At 65.1% G+C, this 17,493-nt stretch carries 17 protein-coding genes and 1 pseudogene; 7 read left to right on the top strand and 11 right to left on the bottom strand.

Going from position 1 to position 17,493, the window contains the following annotated elements; genetic code table 11:
* Positions 1–160: 160 nt before the first annotated feature.
* Both IVB28_RS05695 and IVB28_RS05690 read left to right on the top strand, forming a co-directional pair.
* The gene (locus IVB28_RS05695; RefSeq protein WP_247525056.1) at positions 161–376 is read left to right on the top strand and encodes a hypothetical protein; all 216 of its coding nucleotides are present in this window, start codon (positions 161–163) and stop codon (positions 374–376) included.
* 132 nt (positions 377–508) lie between these two features.
* On the top strand, positions 509–1,471 hold the full coding sequence (locus tag IVB28_RS05690) for a D-2-hydroxyacid dehydrogenase family protein (RefSeq protein ID WP_247525055.1): 963 nt from the start codon (positions 509–511) through the stop codon (positions 1,469–1,471).
* Between the two features lie 72 nt (positions 1,472–1,543).
* On the opposite strand, the gene IVB28_RS05685 is transcribed toward IVB28_RS05690, so the two are convergent.
* Positions 1,544–2,743: a L,D-transpeptidase gene (locus IVB28_RS05685; protein ID WP_247525054.1), complete on the bottom strand. Its 1,200-nt coding sequence runs from the start codon at positions 2,741–2,743 to the stop codon at positions 1,544–1,546.
* Positions 2,744–3,110: 367 nt separating this feature from the next.
* Between IVB28_RS05685 and IVB28_RS05680 the strand changes: the two genes are divergently transcribed.
* Positions 3,111–3,893 carry a hypothetical protein gene (locus IVB28_RS05680; RefSeq protein WP_247525053.1) on the top strand — a complete coding sequence of 261 codons (783 nt, stop codon included), beginning with the start codon at positions 3,111–3,113 and terminating at the stop codon, positions 3,891–3,893.
* 60 nt (positions 3,894–3,953) lie between these two features.
* Here the strand turns inward: IVB28_RS05680 and sseA are convergent, their stop codons facing one another.
* From sseA to IVB28_RS05665, 3 genes are all read right to left on the bottom strand, one after another.
* On the bottom strand, positions 3,954–4,814 hold the full coding sequence (gene sseA / locus IVB28_RS05675) for a 3-mercaptopyruvate sulfurtransferase (RefSeq protein WP_247525052.1): 861 nt from the start codon (positions 4,812–4,814) through the stop codon (positions 3,954–3,956).
* Positions 4,815–4,954: 140 nt separating this feature from the next.
* A complete protein-coding gene (locus IVB28_RS05670; protein ID WP_247525051.1) occupies positions 4,955–5,368 on the bottom strand; it encodes a rhodanese-like domain-containing protein in 414 nt (137 codons plus the stop codon).
* Positions 5,369–5,492: 124 nt separating this feature from the next.
* Positions 5,493–6,668, bottom strand: a complete 1,176-nt coding sequence (locus IVB28_RS05665; protein WP_247525050.1) for a VWA domain-containing protein — start codon at positions 6,666–6,668, stop codon at positions 5,493–5,495.
* A gap of 247 nt (positions 6,669–6,915) precedes the next feature.
* Between IVB28_RS05665 and IVB28_RS05660 the strand changes: the two genes are divergently transcribed.
* On the top strand, positions 6,916–7,758 hold the full coding sequence (locus IVB28_RS05660; protein WP_247525049.1) for a MoxR family ATPase: 843 nt from the start codon (positions 6,916–6,918) through the stop codon (positions 7,756–7,758).
* Positions 7,759–7,864: 106 nt separating this feature from the next.
* Here the strand turns inward: IVB28_RS05660 and IVB28_RS05655 are convergent, their stop codons facing one another.
* The 3 genes from IVB28_RS05655 to IVB28_RS05645 all read right to left on the bottom strand — a co-directional run bounded on the left by IVB28_RS05655 (position 7,865) and on the right by IVB28_RS05645 (position 11,373).
* Positions 7,865–9,511 carry a GMC family oxidoreductase N-terminal domain-containing protein gene (locus IVB28_RS05655; protein ID WP_247525048.1) on the bottom strand — a complete coding sequence of 549 codons (1,647 nt, stop codon included), beginning with the start codon at positions 9,509–9,511 and terminating at the stop codon, positions 7,865–7,867.
* Between the two features lie 231 nt (positions 9,512–9,742).
* Complete coding sequence (locus tag IVB28_RS05650; protein WP_247525047.1) at positions 9,743–10,336, bottom strand: GNAT family protein; 594 nt, start codon at positions 10,334–10,336, stop codon at positions 9,743–9,745.
* Between the two features lie 110 nt (positions 10,337–10,446).
* A complete protein-coding gene (locus tag IVB28_RS05645; RefSeq protein ID WP_247525046.1) occupies positions 10,447–11,373 on the bottom strand; it encodes an SMP-30/gluconolactonase/LRE family protein in 927 nt (308 codons plus the stop codon).
* Between the two features lie 252 nt (positions 11,374–11,625).
* Between IVB28_RS05645 and IVB28_RS05640 the strand changes: the two genes are divergently transcribed.
* Complete coding sequence (locus tag IVB28_RS05640) at positions 11,626–12,729, top strand: mandelate racemase/muconate lactonizing enzyme family protein (RefSeq protein WP_247525045.1); 1,104 nt, start codon at positions 11,626–11,628, stop codon at positions 12,727–12,729.
* 9 nt (positions 12,730–12,738) lie between these two features.
* Here IVB28_RS05640 and IVB28_RS05635 read toward each other — a convergent pair whose 3' ends face one another.
* The gene (locus tag IVB28_RS05635) at positions 12,739–13,095 is read right to left on the bottom strand and encodes a hypothetical protein (protein ID WP_247525044.1); all 357 of its coding nucleotides are present in this window, start codon (positions 13,093–13,095) and stop codon (positions 12,739–12,741) included.
* A gap of 184 nt (positions 13,096–13,279) precedes the next feature.
* On the opposite strand from IVB28_RS05635, the gene IVB28_RS05630 reads away from it, so the two are divergent.
* Entirely contained in the window at positions 13,280–13,504 is a 225-nt protein-coding gene (locus IVB28_RS05630) for a hypothetical protein (RefSeq protein WP_018318578.1), read from the top strand.
* A 280-nt stretch (positions 13,505–13,784) separates the two neighbouring features.
* On the opposite strand, the gene IVB28_RS05625 is transcribed toward IVB28_RS05630, so the two are convergent.
* Positions 13,785–14,441, bottom strand: a complete 657-nt coding sequence (locus IVB28_RS05625) for a glutathione S-transferase family protein (protein WP_247525043.1) — start codon at positions 14,439–14,441, stop codon at positions 13,785–13,787.
* Positions 14,442–14,597: 156 nt separating this feature from the next.
* On the opposite strand from IVB28_RS05625, the gene phaZ reads away from it, so the two are divergent.
* Positions 14,598–15,821 (top strand): polyhydroxyalkanoate depolymerase, encoded by a 1,224-nt coding sequence (gene phaZ, locus IVB28_RS05620; RefSeq protein ID WP_247525042.1) that lies wholly within the window; start codon positions 14,598–14,600, stop codon positions 15,819–15,821.
* Between the two features lie 72 nt (positions 15,822–15,893).
* Here phaZ and IVB28_RS05615 read toward each other — a convergent pair.
* Both IVB28_RS05615 and IVB28_RS05610 read right to left on the bottom strand, forming a co-directional pair.
* Positions 15,894–16,094 (bottom strand): annotated as a pseudogene (locus IVB28_RS05615) (glyoxylate/hydroxypyruvate reductase A); the annotation flags it as partial.
* A gap of 7 nt (positions 16,095–16,101) precedes the next feature.
* Positions 16,102–17,430 (bottom strand): FAD-binding oxidoreductase, encoded by a 1,329-nt coding sequence (locus tag IVB28_RS05610; RefSeq protein WP_247525040.1) that lies wholly within the window; start codon positions 17,428–17,430, stop codon positions 16,102–16,104.
* Positions 17,431–17,493 lie beyond the last annotated feature (63 nt).

The following is a 17,493-nucleotide window of genomic DNA, read 5'->3' as shown; positions in this document are numbered from 1 at the left end:
TTTTCCGTCCGTTCACCACGGGTGAATACGGGACGGACACCATCCGGCCACCGATCCGGACAATTGAAACCATCTTTTAATAAATCAGGCCAAAGCTCGGTTTCGCGCGGAAACAGCGCCACCCGCTCAGAATGAACGGGGAGCACAGCGAGACAGCGTCATGGCCATGATCGAGACCCATTCTCTTCCTGTTCCGGGAGAAGCCGGCCACGTCTCCGACTTCGCCTCGGAGATCAAGGGATTCTGGAAGCGCTTCTTTGCCACCGCCTTCAATCCCTACCGGCCCGAACTGCACTACATGCGCGGCCCCGGCCCCGCCTGGCGCGCCAAGCACGGCATGGATGCGCCGTTCCGCCTGAAGCCCCGCGATTTCTAAAGCGCCCGCTCTGCTGTCGGATTTTTGAAGACGCAAGCGGCTTGCGCGCAGGCGTGATTGTGCGCAACCATGGCGCGGTTCCGACGACGGCGCTTGCCTGGCGCCCTCACCTTTCGCCATGGATGAACGCTGATGAGCCGGCTGCGCTGTGCAATTCTCGATGACTATTTCAAGCTCGCGCTCGACATTGCCGACTGGCAGAAATTGTCCGACCGCCTCGACGTCACCGTGTTCAGCGATGCCTTCGGCTCCGAACAGGCCGCGGCCAGTGCGCTGGCCGATTTCGACATCATCTGCGCGATGCGCGAGCGCACCGCATTCCCCAAGAGCCTGTTCGAGAGCTTGCCGAAGCTGAAGCTGCTGCTCACCTCAGGCATGCGCAACGCCGCGATCGACATGGAAGCCGCGAAGGCGCGCGGGATCGTCATCGGCGGCACGCAATATTCGCGCGATCCCACCGCTCCGCTCACCATGGGTCTGATCCTGGAGCTGACGCGCGGCATCGGCCGCGAGAATGCGCGCATGCATGCCGGCGAGCCCTGGCAGACCTTTGCCGGCGTCGAGATCGAGGGAATGACGCTCGGTATCGTCGGGCTCGGCAAGCTTGGCAGCAAGATGGCCGGGATCGCCAAGGCGTTCGGCATGAACGTGATCGCCTGGAGCCCGAACCTCACGCCGGAGAAATGCGCGGCGGCCGGCGTCGGCTACGCGACGAAGGAGGAGCTGTTCGCCAAGGCCGACATCATCACCATCCATGTGGTGCTGAGCGAGCGCTCGCGTGGCCTCGTCGGCGCTGCCGATCTCGCGCGGATGAAGCCGACGGCCTTTCTCGTCAACACCGCGCGCGGGCCGATCGTGGACGAGCAGGCGCTGCTCGAGGCGCTGCAGCAGCGCAAGATCGCGGGCGCCGGCATCGACGTGTTCGCGGCCGAGCCGCTGCCGGTCGACCATCCTTTCCGCAAGCTCGACAATCTCGTGCTGACGCCGCATCTCGGCTACGCCACCAAGGACGGCTTGCGCATCCATTACGGCCAGATGGTCGAGGCGATCGACGCCTTCACTGGCGGCCGCGAGTTGCCGCGCAAGCTGGCCTGAAACGATGAAGGGCGTGCCGATGGCACGCCCTTCGCTCCCTCAGATTTCGCGCTCTCAGATTGCGCGGAGCTGTTAGCGCACAGTGACCGGCGCGGGCAGCGGCGGCACCACGGTCGGCTGCGTGCCGGGGACCGGACCGGCCTGGGCGGCCATCGGAGCCGGACCGGCGGCAGCGGGCGCTGCGGAGGCGGTCGCCGTTCCCGGCGGCGGGCCGCCCGGCATCACCACCACGCGGGTGCCGACCTTGACGCGATCGAACAGGTCGGAGACGTCCTCGTTCAGCATACCGATACAGCCGGACGACACGAACTTGCCGATGGTCGAGGGCTGGTTGGTGCCGTGGATGCGATAGACGGTCGAGCCGAGATACATCGCGCGGGCACCGAGCGGATTGCCGGGACCGCCGGCCATGAAGCGCGGCAGATACGGCTGGCGCTCGATCATCTCGGTCGGCGGATGCCAATCCGGCCATTCGGCCTTGCGGGTGATCTTCTGCACGCCGGTCCAGGTGAAGCCGTCGCGGCCGACGCGGACGCCGTAGCGAACCGCACGGCCATTGCCGAGCACGTAATAGAGGTAGGTGTTGGGGGTATCGACCACGAGCGTGCCGGCCGGCTCCTTGGTCTGGAACGCGACTTCCTGGCGGCGCAGGTTCTGCGGCAGCTGCACCGGCGCAGCATCGGGCTGCTCCTCGGGCGGGAGCGCGGCCATTGTCATCGGACGGCCATCGGCGCCGACGGGCGGCTGCCCGGCCTGGACCGTTCCGGTCGCGGCGGGACCACCGACGGCCTCCGGCGGACGCAAGCCGTCATTGGCCGGCGGCTGGCCTTGCCCCGGACGATTGGCATAGATCACCGGCGGCGGACCGGCGGGGCGGCCGTAGCGGGGATCGTCCGGCGACATCACCGGGCCCTGCGACGGGGCGGTCGAATAGACCGGGGGAGCGCCAGCCGGGCGGCCATAGCGCGGATCATCCGGCGACATCACCGGACCCTGCGGCGGCGCTGCCGAGTAGACCGGTGGCGCGCCGAGCGGGCGGCCATAGCGCGGATCGTCGGCCGGGCCGGGCGGCGGCAACGATGCCTGCGGCATCGCGTCGTCATCATCATCTTCCAGCGCGTCGAAATTCGGGGTGCGATCGCCGGGCCGATATTCAGCGGGGGCGCCATAGCTCGGCGCCTGCTGGACCGGATAGCTCTGAGCCTGCGCGAGCGAGGTTCCCGCCGCAGCGACTGTTGCGGCAGCGCATATCGTCAGAAAATGTTTGATCATCATCGCTCTTGTATAGTCCCCAAGCCCGATCGGACCGTTAACGGCCAGATGGCCGAAGATAGCGGCACATTCAAGACATAGCAGGCTTATTTGCGCCGGATTTGCCGATTTGTGATCCGCAAGACTACCGTTGCCCCGCTGCATCACGGGGCGGAAATCAGCTCATGCCGTCATTTGCCGAAGTCTCCGGCCCCGTTTTTGCGGAACGGGTCGGACTCGTTGCGGTATGTTCGAATCAGCCTGATTCGCCACCATTTGAGCTCCCGATCCCCGTGTGGCGAACGCGGCCAACAGTACCGTCACCGCGTTCAGATGGCTCATGGGCCCTGGCTAATTCGCCGCCGGGGCGGAAATTCGCAATCCCTCGATGCTTCCCGGCTTTCGCTTCCTGTTTGCCGCGATCCTGCTCTCAACTTCCGTCCTGGTGTTCGGCCTGGGCGCCGCCGCGCTGCTGCGGGCGAACCATGAGCAGTATGCCAACAACTCGTCCTGGCGGAACGGGCCGCAGGAGCAGAGGTTCGCGCAGGCGTCCGAGCCCGCCCAGCCGGTGCTCGCGGTCCTCCGGGTGGAGCCCGAGGTGACGGCCGAGCCCGAGCCGTCATTGCGCGACCAGGTGCCGACCATCGGATTGCCGGCAACCGAGCCCGAGCAGGTCGCCGCGCTGACGACCGAGGCTGACGCAGGGACGGAGGCCGCTGAATCCGCAACCGACCCGGTAGCCGCCGAACCGGCCAAGCCCGAGGCGACGGCGGAAGCCCTAGCGCCGGCGCCCGCCGACACGCTCACCCCCGCCGACACCACGTCATCGATCGCCGGAGCCAGGCCTGACTTTGCGCCTGCCGCTGTCGCGACCGCCGGCGAGCCGGCGCCGGCTGATCCGAGCGCTGCCCTGGCCTCCTCGGCGCTCGATGTCGCAGCGGCCAAATTGGCCGCACTGAACGAGCCGGCGGCGACGGCCGTGAAGGCTCCGCCGGCGAAGGCCAAGACCAAAAGCAAGGCGGACGGCGCCTCCGACAGCAAGGCGACCAAGCGCAAGGCGGCCAAGAAGCGGCATCGCGTGGTGCGGCGTCCGCCGCCTCAGCAGCAGCAACAGCTCGATCCGTTCGGCCAGCCGCAGACGTTCGCGACACCGACCACGCGCACGCGGTGACGTTCCTTCTTCGCCCCCGCTTGCGGGGCGAGGGAGCGCGGCGCCGCGGCTATCGACGCCTCACGCCGGCCCGGTCGCGATCGGCGGGCCTTTTTCCTGGCCCCATTCCGACCAGGAGCCGTCATAGAGCGCGCTGTCGGTGATCCCCAGACGGTAGAGCGCGAGCGTCAGCACGCCGGCCGACACGCCGGAGCCGCAGCTCGTCACGATCGGCGCATCGAGCTTGACGCCGGCGCCCATGAACGCGGTGCGGAGATCGTCGAGCGGCTTCATCTCGCCGGTCCCTGCGTCGAACAGCAGATTGTAGGGCACGTTGCGGGCGCCGGGGATGTGGCCGGAGCGGACGCCCGGCCGCGGCTCGGGCGCGCGGCCCTCGAAGCGCTCCGCGGCGCGCGCGTCGATCACCTGCTCGGCACGGCTTTCGACGTTGGCGATCAGCTGCTGCATGCTGCGCACGCGGTTTGGATCATAGCTCGCCTTGAAGCTCGCCGGCTTCGGCTTCACCTCCCCGCTCTCGACCGCTCGCCCTTCGGCGCGCCACTTCTTCAAGCCGCCATTGAGGATGCGCACATTGCCGTGGCCGAAGGCCAGGAACATCCACCATGCGCGGGGCGCCGCGACCCAACCACCGGCATCGTAGAGCACGACGGTATCGCTATTTGCGATGCCGAGATTGCCGATGTCGCGGCCGAACTGCTCGGCGCTCGGATACATGTGAGGCAGCGGGTTGGAATGGTCCGACACCGCATCGACGTCGAAGAAGGCCGCACCCGGCAGATGCGCGGCGAGATAGTCATCCTTCGGCAGCGGCAGCACGCCCGGCAGCTTGAAGCTGGCGTCGAGAATCTTGACGTTGGCGTCGCCCATATGGGCGGCGAGCCATTCGGTGGAGACGAGTGGGTCGGCTGTCGTGTCAGTCATTCACGTATTCTCCGGCGATTCTCAGTCGTCATGCCCGGGCTTGTCCCGGGCATCCACGTCTTTCGGCGCATCGATCAAGAGCGTGGATGACCGGGACAGGCCCGGCCATGAGGGAGCGCGTGGCACGTGAGGAGCATGCCTCACCCCTTCTTCTTCGGCTCCCACTTCTCCACGGGGCCGCCGGCATCGCGCCAGGCGGCGTAGCCGCCGGCGATGTGGGCGACGGGCTTCAATCCCATGTCCTGCGCGGTCTTGGCCGCGAGCGCGGAGCGGAGGCCGCCGGCGCAGTGGAAGACGAACTTCTTGTCCTCCTGGAAAACCGGCTTTGCATAAGGGCTCTGCGGATCGATCCAGAATTCGAGCATGCCGCGGGTGCAGGCGAACGCGCCGGGGATGCGCCCCTCACGCTCGATCTCGCGGGGATCGCGGATGTCGACGATGACGACGTCGCCGTTCTTGGAGATCTCGATGGCGTCCTTGGCGTTGAGCGTCTCGATCTCGGCATTGGCCTCGTCGATTAGCGCTTTGATGCCGCGGGTGATGTTTTGGGGCATGGGTCTTCCCTTCTTCTTGCTGTCATTCCGGGGCGCGACAAAGTCGCGAACCCGGAATCTCGAGCGGCAGTTGAACATGTCGAGATTCCGGGCTCGCGCTATGCGCGTCCCGGAATGGCAGCAATCAGTGCGTCAATTCCTTCATCGCACCTTCAAGCCCCTCGATCGTGATCGGGTACATGCGATTGGCGAAGATGCGCTTGATGATGGTTGTGGATTCCGAATAGTCCCAATGCTTCTGGGCGACCGGGTTCAACCACACCGAATGCGGATAGGTGCGGATGATGCGGTCGAGCCAGACCGAGCCGGGCTCCTCGTTGACGTGCTCGACCGAGCCGCCGGGCACCATGATCTCGTAAGGCGACATCGAGGCGTCGCCGACGAACACGATCTTGTAGTCGTGGGGGTATTTGTGCAGCACGTCCCAGGTCGGCGTGCGGTCGGTGAAGCGGCGCTTGTTCTGCTTCCACACGCCTTCATAGAGGCAGTTGTGGAAGTAGAAATACTCCATGTGCTTGAACTCGCTCTTCGCCGCCGAGAACAGCTCCTCGACCTGCTCAATATGCGCGTCCATCGAACCGCCGATGTCGAAGAACACCAGCAGCTTCACCGCGTTGCGCCGCTCGGGCCGCATGTGGACGTCGAGATAGCCGTGATTGGCGGTCTCGCGGATGGTGGTGTCGAGATCGAGCTCGTCGGGCGCGCCGGTGCGCGCGAATTTGCGCAAGCGGCGCAGCGCCACCTTGATGTTGCGGATGCCGAGCTCGACATTGCCGTCGAGGTCTTTGAATTCCCGCTTGTCCCACACCTTGACGGCGCGGTTGTTGCGGTTCTTCTCCTGGCCGATGCGGACGCCTTCGGGATTGTAGCCATGGGCACCGAATGGCGAGGTGCCGGCGGTGCCGATCCACTTCGAGCCGCCCTGGTGGCGGCCCTTCTGCTCCTCGAGGCGCTTCTTCAGGGTCTCCATGAGCTTGTCCCAGCCCATGGCCTCGATCTGCTTCTTCTCTTCTTCGGTGAGATATTTCTCGGCGAGCTTCTTCAGCCACTCCTCAGGGATCTCCGCCTTCTCCATGGCGTCGAGCAGGCTTTCCAGCCCCTTGAACACCGAGCCGAAGACGCGGTCGAATTTGTCGAGGTTGCGCTCGTCCTTCACCAACGCGGTGCGCGAGAGATAGTAGAAATTCTCGACCGAGTAGTCCGCAAGGTCAGCGTCGAGCGCCTCCACCAGCGTGAGGTATTCGCGCAGCGTCACGGGGACCTGCGCGTCGCGCAGAGAAGTGAAGAATTGCAGGAACATGGGTGACAGATTGCCCTTTGGATGGTCGGCGTCAAGAGGTGCCCCAGAGACCCTTGCTACTGCGGCTGGACAGGATTGTCCGCCCGGCGGGATTGGTGCGGTGATTGTGCTTGTCATCCTTTCGCTGATAAAACGGGTCTGAAAGCCTGACCGAACCAGGAACGGCCGCCACGCGCGGCCGTTCCCATGTCGCGACCACGGCAATGAATTTGGCAATTCCTGGGACGACGACCAACAAGGACGCGCGATGAAATTTACCGGCACCAAGGACTATGTTGCGACCGACGATCTCAAGGTCGCGGTCAATGCCTCAATCGTGCTGGAGCGACCGCTGCTGATCAAGGGCGAGCCCGGCACCGGCAAGACGGTGCTGGCGGAGGAAGTGGCGAAGGCGCTGAACGCACCGCTGCTGACCTGGCACATCAAGTCCACCACCAAGGCGCAGCAGGGCCTCTACGAATACGACGCGGTGTCGCGCTTGCGCGACAGCCAGCTCGGCGATGCCCGCGTCTCCGACATCAAGAACTACATCAAGCGCGGCAAGCTGTGGGAGGCCTTCACCGCCGAGCAGCGCCCGGTGCTCCTGATCGACGAGATCGACAAGGCCGACATCGAATTCCCGAACGATCTTTTGCTCGAGCTCGATCGCATGGAATTCCATGTCTACGAGACCGGCGAGACGATCAAGGCCAAGCAGCGCCCGATCATGATGATCACCTCCAACAACGAGAAGGAGCTGCCGGACGCCTTCCTGCGCCGCTGCTTCTTCCACTACATCAAATTCCCCGACGCCGACACGATGGGCCGCATCGTCGACGTCCACTTCCCCGGCATCAAGAAGCGTCTGGTCGAAGAAGCTTTGCGCATCTTCTTCGAGGTGCGCGAAGTGCCCGGCCTGAAGAAGAAGCCGTCGACCTCGGAGCTTTTGGACTGGCTTAAGCTGCTGCTCAACGAAGACATGACCGTCGAGCAGTTGCGCGAGCGTGATCCGCGAAAACTGATCCCGCCGCTGCACGGCGCGCTGCTCAAGAACGAGCAGGACGTGCATCTGTTCGAACGGCTGGCGTTCCTGAGCCGACGGGAAGTGTAGGACAAAGACAAACTGTAGGATGGGTACAGCGCAGCGAAACCCATCAAGCTTTTCCGCGATGATGGAGGCGATGGGTTCGCTACGCTCTACCCCTCCTACGAAGCTCTCACGCCACCGCGGCGTCCGGCACGCGCGCGGCCTCCATCGGCTGCTTGCCGCGGATCAGGTCCGAGGCGCGGTCGGCGATCATCATGGTGGAGGCGTTGAGGTTGGCCGAGATCATGCGCGGCATGACCGAGGCATCGATGACGCGGAGGCCCTCCAGCCCGTGGACGCGGAGGTGGTCGTCGACCACCGCCCACGTCGAGTCCGCCGGGCCCATGCGGCAGGTGCAGCCGGGGTGGAAGGTGGTGGTGCCGCGCTCGGTGGCGGCGGCGAGGAATTCGTCGTCGGTGTTGATGTTGGGGCCGGGGAAGTCCTCGTAGGCGTAATAGGGCGACAGCGGCGCGGACTTCAAAAGGCGGCGTGCCAGCTTCATGCCGCCGACGATGACGCGGCGGTCGAGCTCGGCGTCGAGATAGTTGGTCTGGATGATCGGCGGCGCGAATGGATCGTTGGAACGGATGCGGACATACCCGCGGCTCTCGGGGCGCTGCTGCCAGGAGGCGACGGTCATGCCGGGCTCGTCCTCAAGCTGGCCCTGCACGCCTTCCTTGTAGGACGCCGGCGTGAAGGTGAGCTGCAGGTCGGAACTGTCGGCGCTCTCGCCGGAGTGCCAGAAGCAATAGACCATGGTCGGCGACAGCGACAGCAAGCCTTTGCGCGCGGTCGCCCATTTCAGCGCCTCAATCCACAGCGAGAAACCGCGGCGAAGCTCGTTGATGGTTTTGATGTCCTTGACGCGCGCCACCGTGCGCGGGGCGTAATGGTCCTGGAGGCCCTCGCCGACCGGCAGCGCGTGGCGCACGGCGATGCCGTGTTGCTGCAGCAGGTCCGGCGAGCCGATGCCGGAGAGCTGCAGGAGCTGCGGCGAATTATAGGTGCCGCCGGACAGGATCACCTCCTTGTTGGCGCGCACCTCCACCGGCGTGCCACGAGGGCCACCCTTCATGTAGCGCACGCCGACGGCGCGCTTGCCTTCAAAAATGATCTCGGTCGCATGCGCATGGGTACGCACATGCACGTTGGGCCGCTTCATCGCGGGCTTGAGGAACGCGGTCGCGCCGGAAACACGCAGGCCCTTGTCGATGGTGCGCTGACAGTAGGAGACGCCTTCCTGGGTCTTGCCGTTGTAATCGGGGTTGCGGGGGATGCCGAGCGACACCGCGCCTTCCATGAACGCCTCGCAGAGCGGATCGCGCCAGTTCATGGTGGTGACGATCAGGTTGCCGTCGCGACCACGATAAATGTCCTCGCCTTCGCCGATCCGCTTCTCCAGCCGCCGGAAATAAGGCAGCACGTCGGCATAGCCCCAGCCGCGATTGCCCATCTGCGCCCAGGTGTCGAAATCCATGCGCTGGCCGCGATTATAAATGTGGCCGTTGATCGAGGAGGAGCCGCCGAGCGTCTTGCCGCGCGGCGCGTAGATGCTGCGCCCGCCGGTCCAGGGCCCGACCTCCTGCTGATAGGCCCAGTTGATGCTCTTCATGTGGAAGGTCTTGATGAAGCCCGCCGGCAGATGGATGTAGGGATGCCAGTCGCTCGGCCCGGCCTCGAGCACGCAGACGCTGGTGTTGGGGTCTTCGCTGAGCCGGCTGGTGAGCACGCAACCGGCGGAGCCCGCGCCGACGATCACATAATCAAATCTGTCCATTCTTCCGCCCCTGGCGTGTCGTGAGATCAGGTAAATTGCAGCCGCGGATGCCGACACCTCTCCCGGAGGGAGAGGTCGATTTGCGCCCGCCGATGCGTAGCATCGTCCGGTGCAAATCGGGTGAGGGACTCAGGTCCCACGAGAGACCGGTCCCCTCACCCGGCGCTACGCGCCGACCTCTCCCTATGGGAGAGGTGATCGAACGCGCGGCCAATTCGGAGCACATCATAACTAGCGCGGCTTGTCGTTGAGTTGATATTCCAGATGCGTCTTCACGGTCGGCCATTCGGCGGCGGTGATGCTGTAGACGACGGTGTCGCGCAACGTGCCGTTCGGCGCGACCTGGTGGCTGCGCAGGATGCCGTCCTGCTTGGCGCCTAGACGCTCGATGGCGCGGCGGCTCTGGTGGTTGAAGAAATGCGTGCGGAATTCGACCGCGATGCAGTTCAGCGTCTCGAAGGCGTGGCGCAGCAGCAAGAGCTTGCACTGCGTGTTGAGCGGGCCGCGTTGCGCGCTCTTGCCGTACCACGTCGAGCCGATCTCGACCCGGCGGTTGACGGCATCGATGTTCATGTAGGTCGTCATGCCGACGATTTTGCCGCCGGCATCGAACACGGTGAACGGCAGCATTGAACCCGCGGCCTGCAGGCCGAGGCGGCGGTCGATCTCCTTGGCCATGTTCTCCGGCAGCGGGATCGCGGTGTACCAGAGCTTCGACAGCTCGCCGTCCTTGACGGCCTCCACCAGCGCCTCACGATGCTGATGCGACAGCGGCTCCAGACGGGCATGCTGTCCGCGCAGGGTGACAGGATCAGGCCAGGGCATCGAATATCTCTCCTTGCGTCATCGCGAGCGAAGCGAAGCGACCAGAATCTTACCGCGGACGCATTCCTGGATCGCTTCGCTTCGCTCGCAATGACGCTCACTAGCACCGTTTATTTGTTTAGGAAATTGAGCGGCAATCCACCGCGCGGCCAGTCCATGGCGACGAGTTCGCCCTTGCCCGACAGCGTGATGTAGGCCGTCTTCAGCTCGGGGCCGCCGAAGGCGATGTTGGTGGTGACGCGATCGCCGGTCGGGACCTGCTCGACCAGCGTTCCGTCGGGCGCGATCACCGAGATGCAGCCGGAGACGAGGGTGGCGACGCAGATATTGCCGCCAGCTTCCACCGCGAGCGAGTCGAACATCTGGTAGCCGCCGAGGCCGCAGATCGGCTTGCCACGCTCGCCGCGATAGATCGGATCCCGCGGCCTGAGCGTGCCGGGCGCGGAGAGCTCGTAGGCCCACAGCCGGCCCGTCGGCGTCTCCGCGATGTAGACGGTGTTCTCGTCCGGCGACAGCCCGATGCCGTTGGCCGGCAGCACGCCGTGGACGATCTCGACGATCTCGCTCATGCCGGGCTTGAGATAGTACATGCCGCCGACGTCCATCTCGCGGGCGCGGCGCTTGCCGAGATCGGAGAACCAGAGGCCGCCCTGCTTGTCGAACACCAGATCGTTCGGCCCGCGCAGATCGTGCTCGCCGCATTTGGTCACGACGGTCTCGACCTTGCCGGATTGCAGGTCGACGCGCTGGATCGAGCCGCCGAGATAATCGTCCGGCTGCGGGCCCGGCATGATCATGTTGCGGGTCGGGATCCAGGAAAAGCCGCCATTGTTGCAGACGTAGATCTTGCCGTCGGGGCCGAGCGCGGCGCCGTTCGGGCCGCCCGGAATCTTCGCGACAATCTCCTTGCGGCCATCAGGGTGGACGCGGGTCAGGCGCTGGCCGCGGATTTCCACCAGCACCACCGAGCCGTCCGGCATCACGACCGGCCCTTCGGGAAATTCAAGGTCGGTCGCGAGAACGCGGACGTTGGACATGTGGGGACCCTCCCGGCTGCTGCTTGTTATGACTTGCACGGGATGTCCGGCACGGGCCCCACACGCAAGATTTGCCTGCGGTTATGACAAAGTCGTTGGGGCTTGCCAAGCAAGGCGGACGGTATGCCAGCATTGCGCTGCATTGCCTGGCAGGCGCGCTGAGACAGCGCTCGAACAGCCACTGGCGAGGCCCCGGCATTCGCAGCTACACTCCCTGCAACCGCTCACGAGAAAGCACGGAGGAACCGCCCCATGGAAATTACCGATGTGCGGGCGCACCATATCCGCATTCCCTATGACGCCGGCGTTGCGAGCTTTCGCCAAGGCGCTTCCGCGATCACGGCCCTCGACATGGTGCTTGTCGAGGTCACCACGGATGCCGGGCTGACCGGCTGGGGCGATGCCTTCGCCTATGTCTGCCCGCGCACCACGCGCAGTGCCGTCGAGGAAATGATCGCACCGCAGGCCCGCGGGCTGAAGGTGCCCGATGCGGCCGGCATCCCCGCCGCGATGGAGCAGATTCAGCGCAACCTGCATCTGTTCGGCCGCTACGGCATCACCATGTTCGCGATCTCGGGGCTCGACATCGCGCTGTGGGACCTTGCTGCTAAAATCGAGGGCGTGCCGGTGCATCGCCTGCTCGGCGAGACCAGGCGTATGGCCATTCCGGCTTACGCGAGCCTGCTGCGGATCGGTTCGCCCGAGAACATCGCGGCCGAATGCAGGAAGGCGCTCGCGCTCGGCTATGGCGCGATCAAGCTGCACGAGACCACGACACCGGCGGTGTTCGCCGCGCGCGAGGCGATTGGCCCCAACATTCCGCTGATGGTCGACATGAACTGCCCGCTCGCGGCTGAGCAGGCGATCGCGTTCGCGACCAGCTGCCGGGACGCGCGACCGATGTTTCTGGAAGAGCCGGTCTGGCCGCCGGAAGATTTTGCCGCGCTCGCCGAGGTCCGCAGCAAGGGAGGGTTCGGCGTTGCCGCCGGCGAGAATGCCTGCACGGAATATCAATTCCGCCAGATGATGGAGGCGGGCGCGGTCAGCCACGCCCAGCCGTCCGTGATCAAGGTCGGCGGCATCACCGAATTTCTGAAGGTCGCGGCGCTTGCCGATCAGCTCGGCGTGAAGATCGTCCCGCACTCCCCGTATTTCGGTCCGGGCCTGCTCGCGACACTGCACTTGCTCGCGACGCGCGACGACGGGCTGGTCGAGATGTTCTATCTGAAACGCGAAGCCTGTCTCTGGGGCCGCCGCATCGATAGCGATGCCACGGGCCATATCGCGGTGCCGACAGGACCCGGGCTCGGCTATGAGCCTGATCGCGGCGTGATGGAGCGATATCGCGTGACGTGATGGCCAAGCTTATTTCGCAGCGTCCTTTGCCGGCGGGGCGTCCTGCTTCTTCTTCAGATCCTCGGCCGTCTTCGCCTGGGCGGCCTGGAGATCGCCGAGCGTCTTCTGCAGGCCGGCGAGGTTCGTCTTCAGCGCGTCGATCTGGCGGCCCGCGGCGTCCAGCTTCTGCTGATGATCGAGGTTAAGCTTCGTGATCGTCTTCTGCAGGAAATCGACATTGCTCTGCAGACAGCTGGTGCGCCGCTCCATGGTCTTCTCGACCGTGCAGATTTCGATCCCGGGCACGTCCTGCGCGTGCACTGGCGCATTCGCCAGCGTTGCGAGCAGCAATATCGCGAAACAAATGCCGGCGTTTCGAAGCAGCATGAAGGTTCCTCGTCCGATCGATCACGTCAATGTGCGCTGTTTACGCACAGCCGGGTGAAGCTACCACACTCGTACCGCATTCTCGCGTTGAGCTTGCGTCCGTTCCTTCGGACCGGGAACGATGATCCGCGCGCGGAAGAAGTGGGCGCTCTTTCCGCGGCTTTGTTTAGGGGAGATTTTTGGAATGGCAACGCGCGATAGACGACTTGCGGAATTCGATGGCGCCGGAGAACCGCCGCCGGGCCTGGCGCTCGAAGTGCTGTGCGAGGATCACAGCGGAACGTACCAGCTGCCGTTCGCCTGCCGTTATGTCGAGGGACGCTGGCAGAACCACGAGGCCGGCATCGCGGTCGAAGCCACCGTCATCGGCTGGCGCCTGCCGCGCGTGAGGCAGCGCGGGGCCGCCTGACACCTGCATCTGTTCCAAAATGCAACGGCGCCGCGCTCCGCCTTAACGAACGGAACGCGGCCCGAACGAATCACGCCCGAATCAGCCGAACGGCCGTGTACGCAGCTGTTCACGGCTAGATGTCGATGCGGCTGCGCGGACGTGTACAATATCTGTGCGGCGCGGCGAACGGCACCGACCACTCACGGTCGCCAAAGGTTAATCCCGGCAAGGGCATAGCTGTCTCAAGCCGCCGCGACCGGCCCCACCCCCGAAACGGGCAAGTCCGCGCCATGCCTGCCTAATATTCGACCTCGAGCTCCTCGATCTCGGCTGGCTCCTCCTTTGCTGCCGCGATCCATTCCTGCATCTCGGGCATCGCCATGATGGTGTCGGCGTAGGCCTTCAGCAGCGGCTCCAGCGTGACGTCATAGGTCGCGAAGCGCGTCACCACCGGCGCGTACATCGCCTCCGCCATGGTGCGCTTTGCGCCGAACAGGAAGGGGCCGCCCGATACTGCCAGACAGTCGCGCCAGATGGACAGGACGCGGTCGATGTCGGCCTGCGCTCGCGACCAGATCTTGAAGCCGGGGAAACGTCCGTTCAGATTCACCGGCAGCGAGGCGCGCAGCGTGGTGAAGCCGGAATGGATTTCGCCTGAAATCGAGCGGCAATGGGCGCGCTGCACGCGGTCATCAGGCAACAGGCCGGCTGACGGCATCACCTCGTTGAGATATTCGCCGATCGCCAGCGTATCCCAGACCACCGCGCCTTCATGCCGCAGGCACGGCACCAGAATCGACGACGACAGCAAGAGGATTTCGGCGCGCGCCGACGCATCGTCCGGCGCGGTGACGATTTCCTCGAAATCGAGCCCTGAAAATTTTGCCAGCAGCCAGCCTCGCAGCGACCAGGACGAATAGTTCTTGCTGCTGATGGTGAGTGTCGCCTTTGCCATATGGCCCTTCCCTGCTCCCCGCCTCCGCCGGCTCGCGGACGTGCCCCGTGCTTGTCGTGACGTGAACAGCAAGCGACGTGCCAATTTTGGCGGCCGGTCCGGCCGGCGTTTGGCGTCGTTATTGCATAGCCTCACGGAACGGGTGAGCGTTTCAGTATGATGTCGATGTATTATCAGGCCTTCCAGAACCAAATGGACCTGACTGCGCCGTGGCGCACGGGCGCTTCGTCCGCGCTCAAATTCCTCAATCTGGTGCCGCAGGGCATGTCGGATCAGATCGTCGGCCGGCTGTCGGCCGCGCTGGAGCTGATCTCGCGCTCCACCCTCACCTATCACCGTCCCGCCTACGGCATCGAGAGCGTCATGGTGGGAAATCGGGAAGTCGCCGTCACCGAGGAGATCGCCTACGCGACGCCGTTCGGCTCGCTGCTGCACTTCCGGAAAGACGGCGTGTCCGAGCAGCCGCGCATGCTGCTGGTGGCGCCGATGTCCGGCCATTTCGCAACGCTGCTGCGCGGCACCGTGCAGACGCTGCTCCAGGACCACGACGTCTACATCACCGACTGGCACAACCCGCGCGACATTCCGCGCAGTGAAGGCCGCTTCGGACTCGACGACTACACCGAGCATCTCATCGACTTCCTCGGCCAGCTCGGCCCGCGCCCGCACATGGTCGCGATCTGCCAGCCCTCCATCTCCGCGCTCGCGGCGGCCGCGATCATGTGCGAGGACAACCATCCCTCGCGCCCGGCGACGCTGACGCTGATGGCGGGGCCGATCGACACCCGGATCCAGCCGACCAGGGTCAACGAGTTCGCCAAGAGCAAGCCGATCGAATGGTTCGAGCAGAACCTGATCAACTACGTGCCGGTGCAGTGCCGCGGCGCCCTGCGGAAGGTCTATCCCGGCTTCGTGCAGCTCACCGCTTTCGTCTCGATGAATCTCGAGCGCCACATCAAGCAGCACATGGATCTCGCCAACCACATCGCCAAGGGCGAGAAGGACAGGGCCGCGACCATCAAGACCTTCTACGACGAATATTTCGCCGTGATGGACCTTCCCGCCGAGTTCTACATCGAAACCGTGCGCGACGTGTTCCAGGAGCACCTCCTGCCGCGAGGCAAACTGATGCATCGCGGCCGCCCCGTGAACACCAAGGCCGTCAGCCGCATGGGCCTGATGACGGTCGAGGGCGAGAAGGACGACATCTGCTCGATTGGCCAGACGCTGGCGGCACAAGACCTCTGCACCAGCGTGCGCGCCTATCGCAGGGTGCACCACATGCAGGCCGGCGTCGGCCATTACGGCGTGTTCTCGGGCAGGCGTTGGAATAACGAGATCTATCCGCTGCTGCGGGATTTCGTCCACGTGAATTCGTGAGAGGCACCGCCACCGATCGCCTCACGTTCGGAAGCAGCGCACAGGCGTTCATCCCTCGACAGCCCCCGCAGACGCACCGGCCGAGACGACCAGCTCGAGATTGGGAAAGGTCGTCGCGATGTCGTCGGGCGGCACCCATGCCACCATATAGCGCTCGTCAGCGGGATCGCCGATGTCGGGCCAGAGCCGGAACGGCAATTCGGGCGCGCACTCGGCGAAGAGGCCCGCCCACTCAGCACCACGAACCATGTTGGCCTTGTAGAGAACGGTCATGCCGCCCTCAGAACGGGCTGACCGGCGCGAGGCGCCGGCCGTCGATCATGCGCTTGTGGCTGTAGGCGGCGGGATCGACCAGCGGCGCCGCGCCGGTCACGATATCGGCGGCCAGTTTGCCGGCTGCGGGGCCAATGCCGAAACCGTGGCCGGAGAAACCGGTCGCGAGGAAAAAGCCGGGCAGTGCGTCGACCGGCGAAATCACCGGAATCGTATCGGGCGTGCAATCGATCGTGCCGCCCCAAGCTTCCGCGCTCTCGATGTCCTTCAATTCCGGATTCGACTTGATCAGCGCGGCCAGCGCCGCATTGACCAGCGACATGTCGGGCTCGGGATCGCGCACGCGCTCGGTCTCGAACGGCGACGGCTTGTCGAAGCTCCAACTGGTGCCGCGCATGAGTTGATCGAAGAACGACTTGCCGAACGACAGTTTCAGCCCGTTCTTGCGATGCAAATAGGTCGGCCAGAAGGTGCGGGCGTAGCGGAACAGATCGGGCGACAGCTCCACCGTGCCGCGATTGCGCAGCGCCAGCGTAAACCCGCCATCGAGGCGGCGGCGGATGCAGTAAAAGTCGGTGCCGAGCGCGCCCGAAATGATCTCCGGTCCCGGCGTGGTCCGGCAGGCCGTGGCGTTGACGAGGCCGATCGGCAGCTCGATGCCGTGACGGCGGCAGAACAGCGACGACCACGCACCGCCCGACAGCAGCACCGCTTGTGTGCGGATGGTGCCCTTTTCAGTCACGACGGCGCTGACCTTGCCGCCGGTGGTCTCCAGCCCGCGCGCGGCGCAGCCCTGATGAATGGTCACGCCATGTTTTCGCGCGGCAGTGGCAAGCGCGGGCACAGCCATCGACGGTTCGGCGCGGCCGTCGCTCGGCGTGTGCAGGCCGCCGGCCCATTTGTCGGCATTGCCGGGCATGCGCTCGGCAACCTCGGCCGGCGTCAGCACAGTGGAATGGACCTGCTGTTCGCGCGCGATCGCCGCCCAGCGCTCCCAGCCGGCGAGCTCGTCCTTGCTCTTGGTGAGGAACAAGACGCCAGTGCGGCGGAAGCCCGCATCGACGCCGGCGTCGATCTGCATATCCTCCCACAGCTGCAGCGCCTCGCGGGCCAGCGGAATCTCCTCACGCGCCCGCCCCTGCTGACGGCACCAGCCCCAGTTGCGGCTCGACTGCTCGCCGCCGACATGGCCCTTCTCGACGAGGGCGACCGAATGGCCCTTCTGCGCCAGATGATAGGCCGCTGAGACGCCGACGACCCCGCCGCCGATGACGACGACGTCCACCTGCTGCGGCAGGCATTCGTCGCTGTTTATACGGTTGAGCGGCGGGGACATGGGACACTCCTCAACGTAGCTTGGACTTCAATTCGCTCGAGATCTTGCTCTCATCGGATGTTC

It is taken from the genome of Bradyrhizobium sp. 199 (assembly GCF_023073355.1).
GTDB lineage: Bacteria > Pseudomonadota > Alphaproteobacteria > Rhizobiales > Xanthobacteraceae > Bradyrhizobium.
Note: the sequence above shows the minus strand (reverse complement) of the source record. Positions and strands in the feature narration are given on the sequence as shown.

Coding starts and splice junctions, on each gene's coding strand:
- IVB28_RS05695 (WP_247525056.1), top strand. CDS start 161: ATGGCCATGATCGAGACCCATTCTCTTCCTGTTCCGGGAGAAGCCGGC.
- IVB28_RS05690 (WP_247525055.1), top strand. CDS start 509: ATGAGCCGGCTGCGCTGTGCAATTCTCGATGACTATTTCAAGCTCGCG.
- IVB28_RS05685 (WP_247525054.1), bottom strand. CDS start 2,743: ATGATCAAACATTTTCTGACGATATGCGCTGCCGCAACAGTCGCTGCG.
- IVB28_RS05680 (WP_247525053.1), top strand. CDS start 3,111: ATGCTTCCCGGCTTTCGCTTCCTGTTTGCCGCGATCCTGCTCTCAACT.
- sseA (WP_247525052.1), bottom strand. CDS start 4,814: ATGACTGACACGACAGCCGACCCACTCGTCTCCACCGAATGGCTCGCC.
- IVB28_RS05670 (WP_247525051.1), bottom strand. CDS start 5,368: ATGCCCCAAAACATCACCCGCGGCATCAAAGCGCTAATCGACGAGGCC.
- IVB28_RS05665 (WP_247525050.1), bottom strand. CDS start 6,668: ATGTTCCTGCAATTCTTCACTTCTCTGCGCGACGCGCAGGTCCCCGTG.
- IVB28_RS05660 (WP_247525049.1), top strand. CDS start 6,916: ATGAAATTTACCGGCACCAAGGACTATGTTGCGACCGACGATCTCAAG.
- IVB28_RS05655 (WP_247525048.1), bottom strand. CDS start 9,511: ATGGACAGATTTGATTATGTGATCGTCGGCGCGGGCTCCGCCGGTTGC.
- IVB28_RS05650 (WP_247525047.1), bottom strand. CDS start 10,336: ATGCCCTGGCCTGATCCTGTCACCCTGCGCGGACAGCATGCCCGTCTG.
- IVB28_RS05645 (WP_247525046.1), bottom strand. CDS start 11,373: ATGTCCAACGTCCGCGTTCTCGCGACCGACCTTGAATTTCCCGAAGGG.
- IVB28_RS05640 (WP_247525045.1), top strand. CDS start 11,626: ATGGAAATTACCGATGTGCGGGCGCACCATATCCGCATTCCCTATGAC.
- IVB28_RS05635 (WP_247525044.1), bottom strand. CDS start 13,095: ATGCTGCTTCGAAACGCCGGCATTTGTTTCGCGATATTGCTGCTCGCA.
- IVB28_RS05630 (WP_018318578.1), top strand. CDS start 13,280: ATGGCAACGCGCGATAGACGACTTGCGGAATTCGATGGCGCCGGAGAA.
- IVB28_RS05625 (WP_247525043.1), bottom strand. CDS start 14,441: ATGGCAAAGGCGACACTCACCATCAGCAGCAAGAACTATTCGTCCTGG.
- phaZ (WP_247525042.1), top strand. CDS start 14,598: ATGATGTCGATGTATTATCAGGCCTTCCAGAACCAAATGGACCTGACT.
- IVB28_RS05610 (WP_247525040.1), bottom strand. CDS start 17,430: ATGTCCCCGCCGCTCAACCGTATAAACAGCGACGAATGCCTGCCGCAG.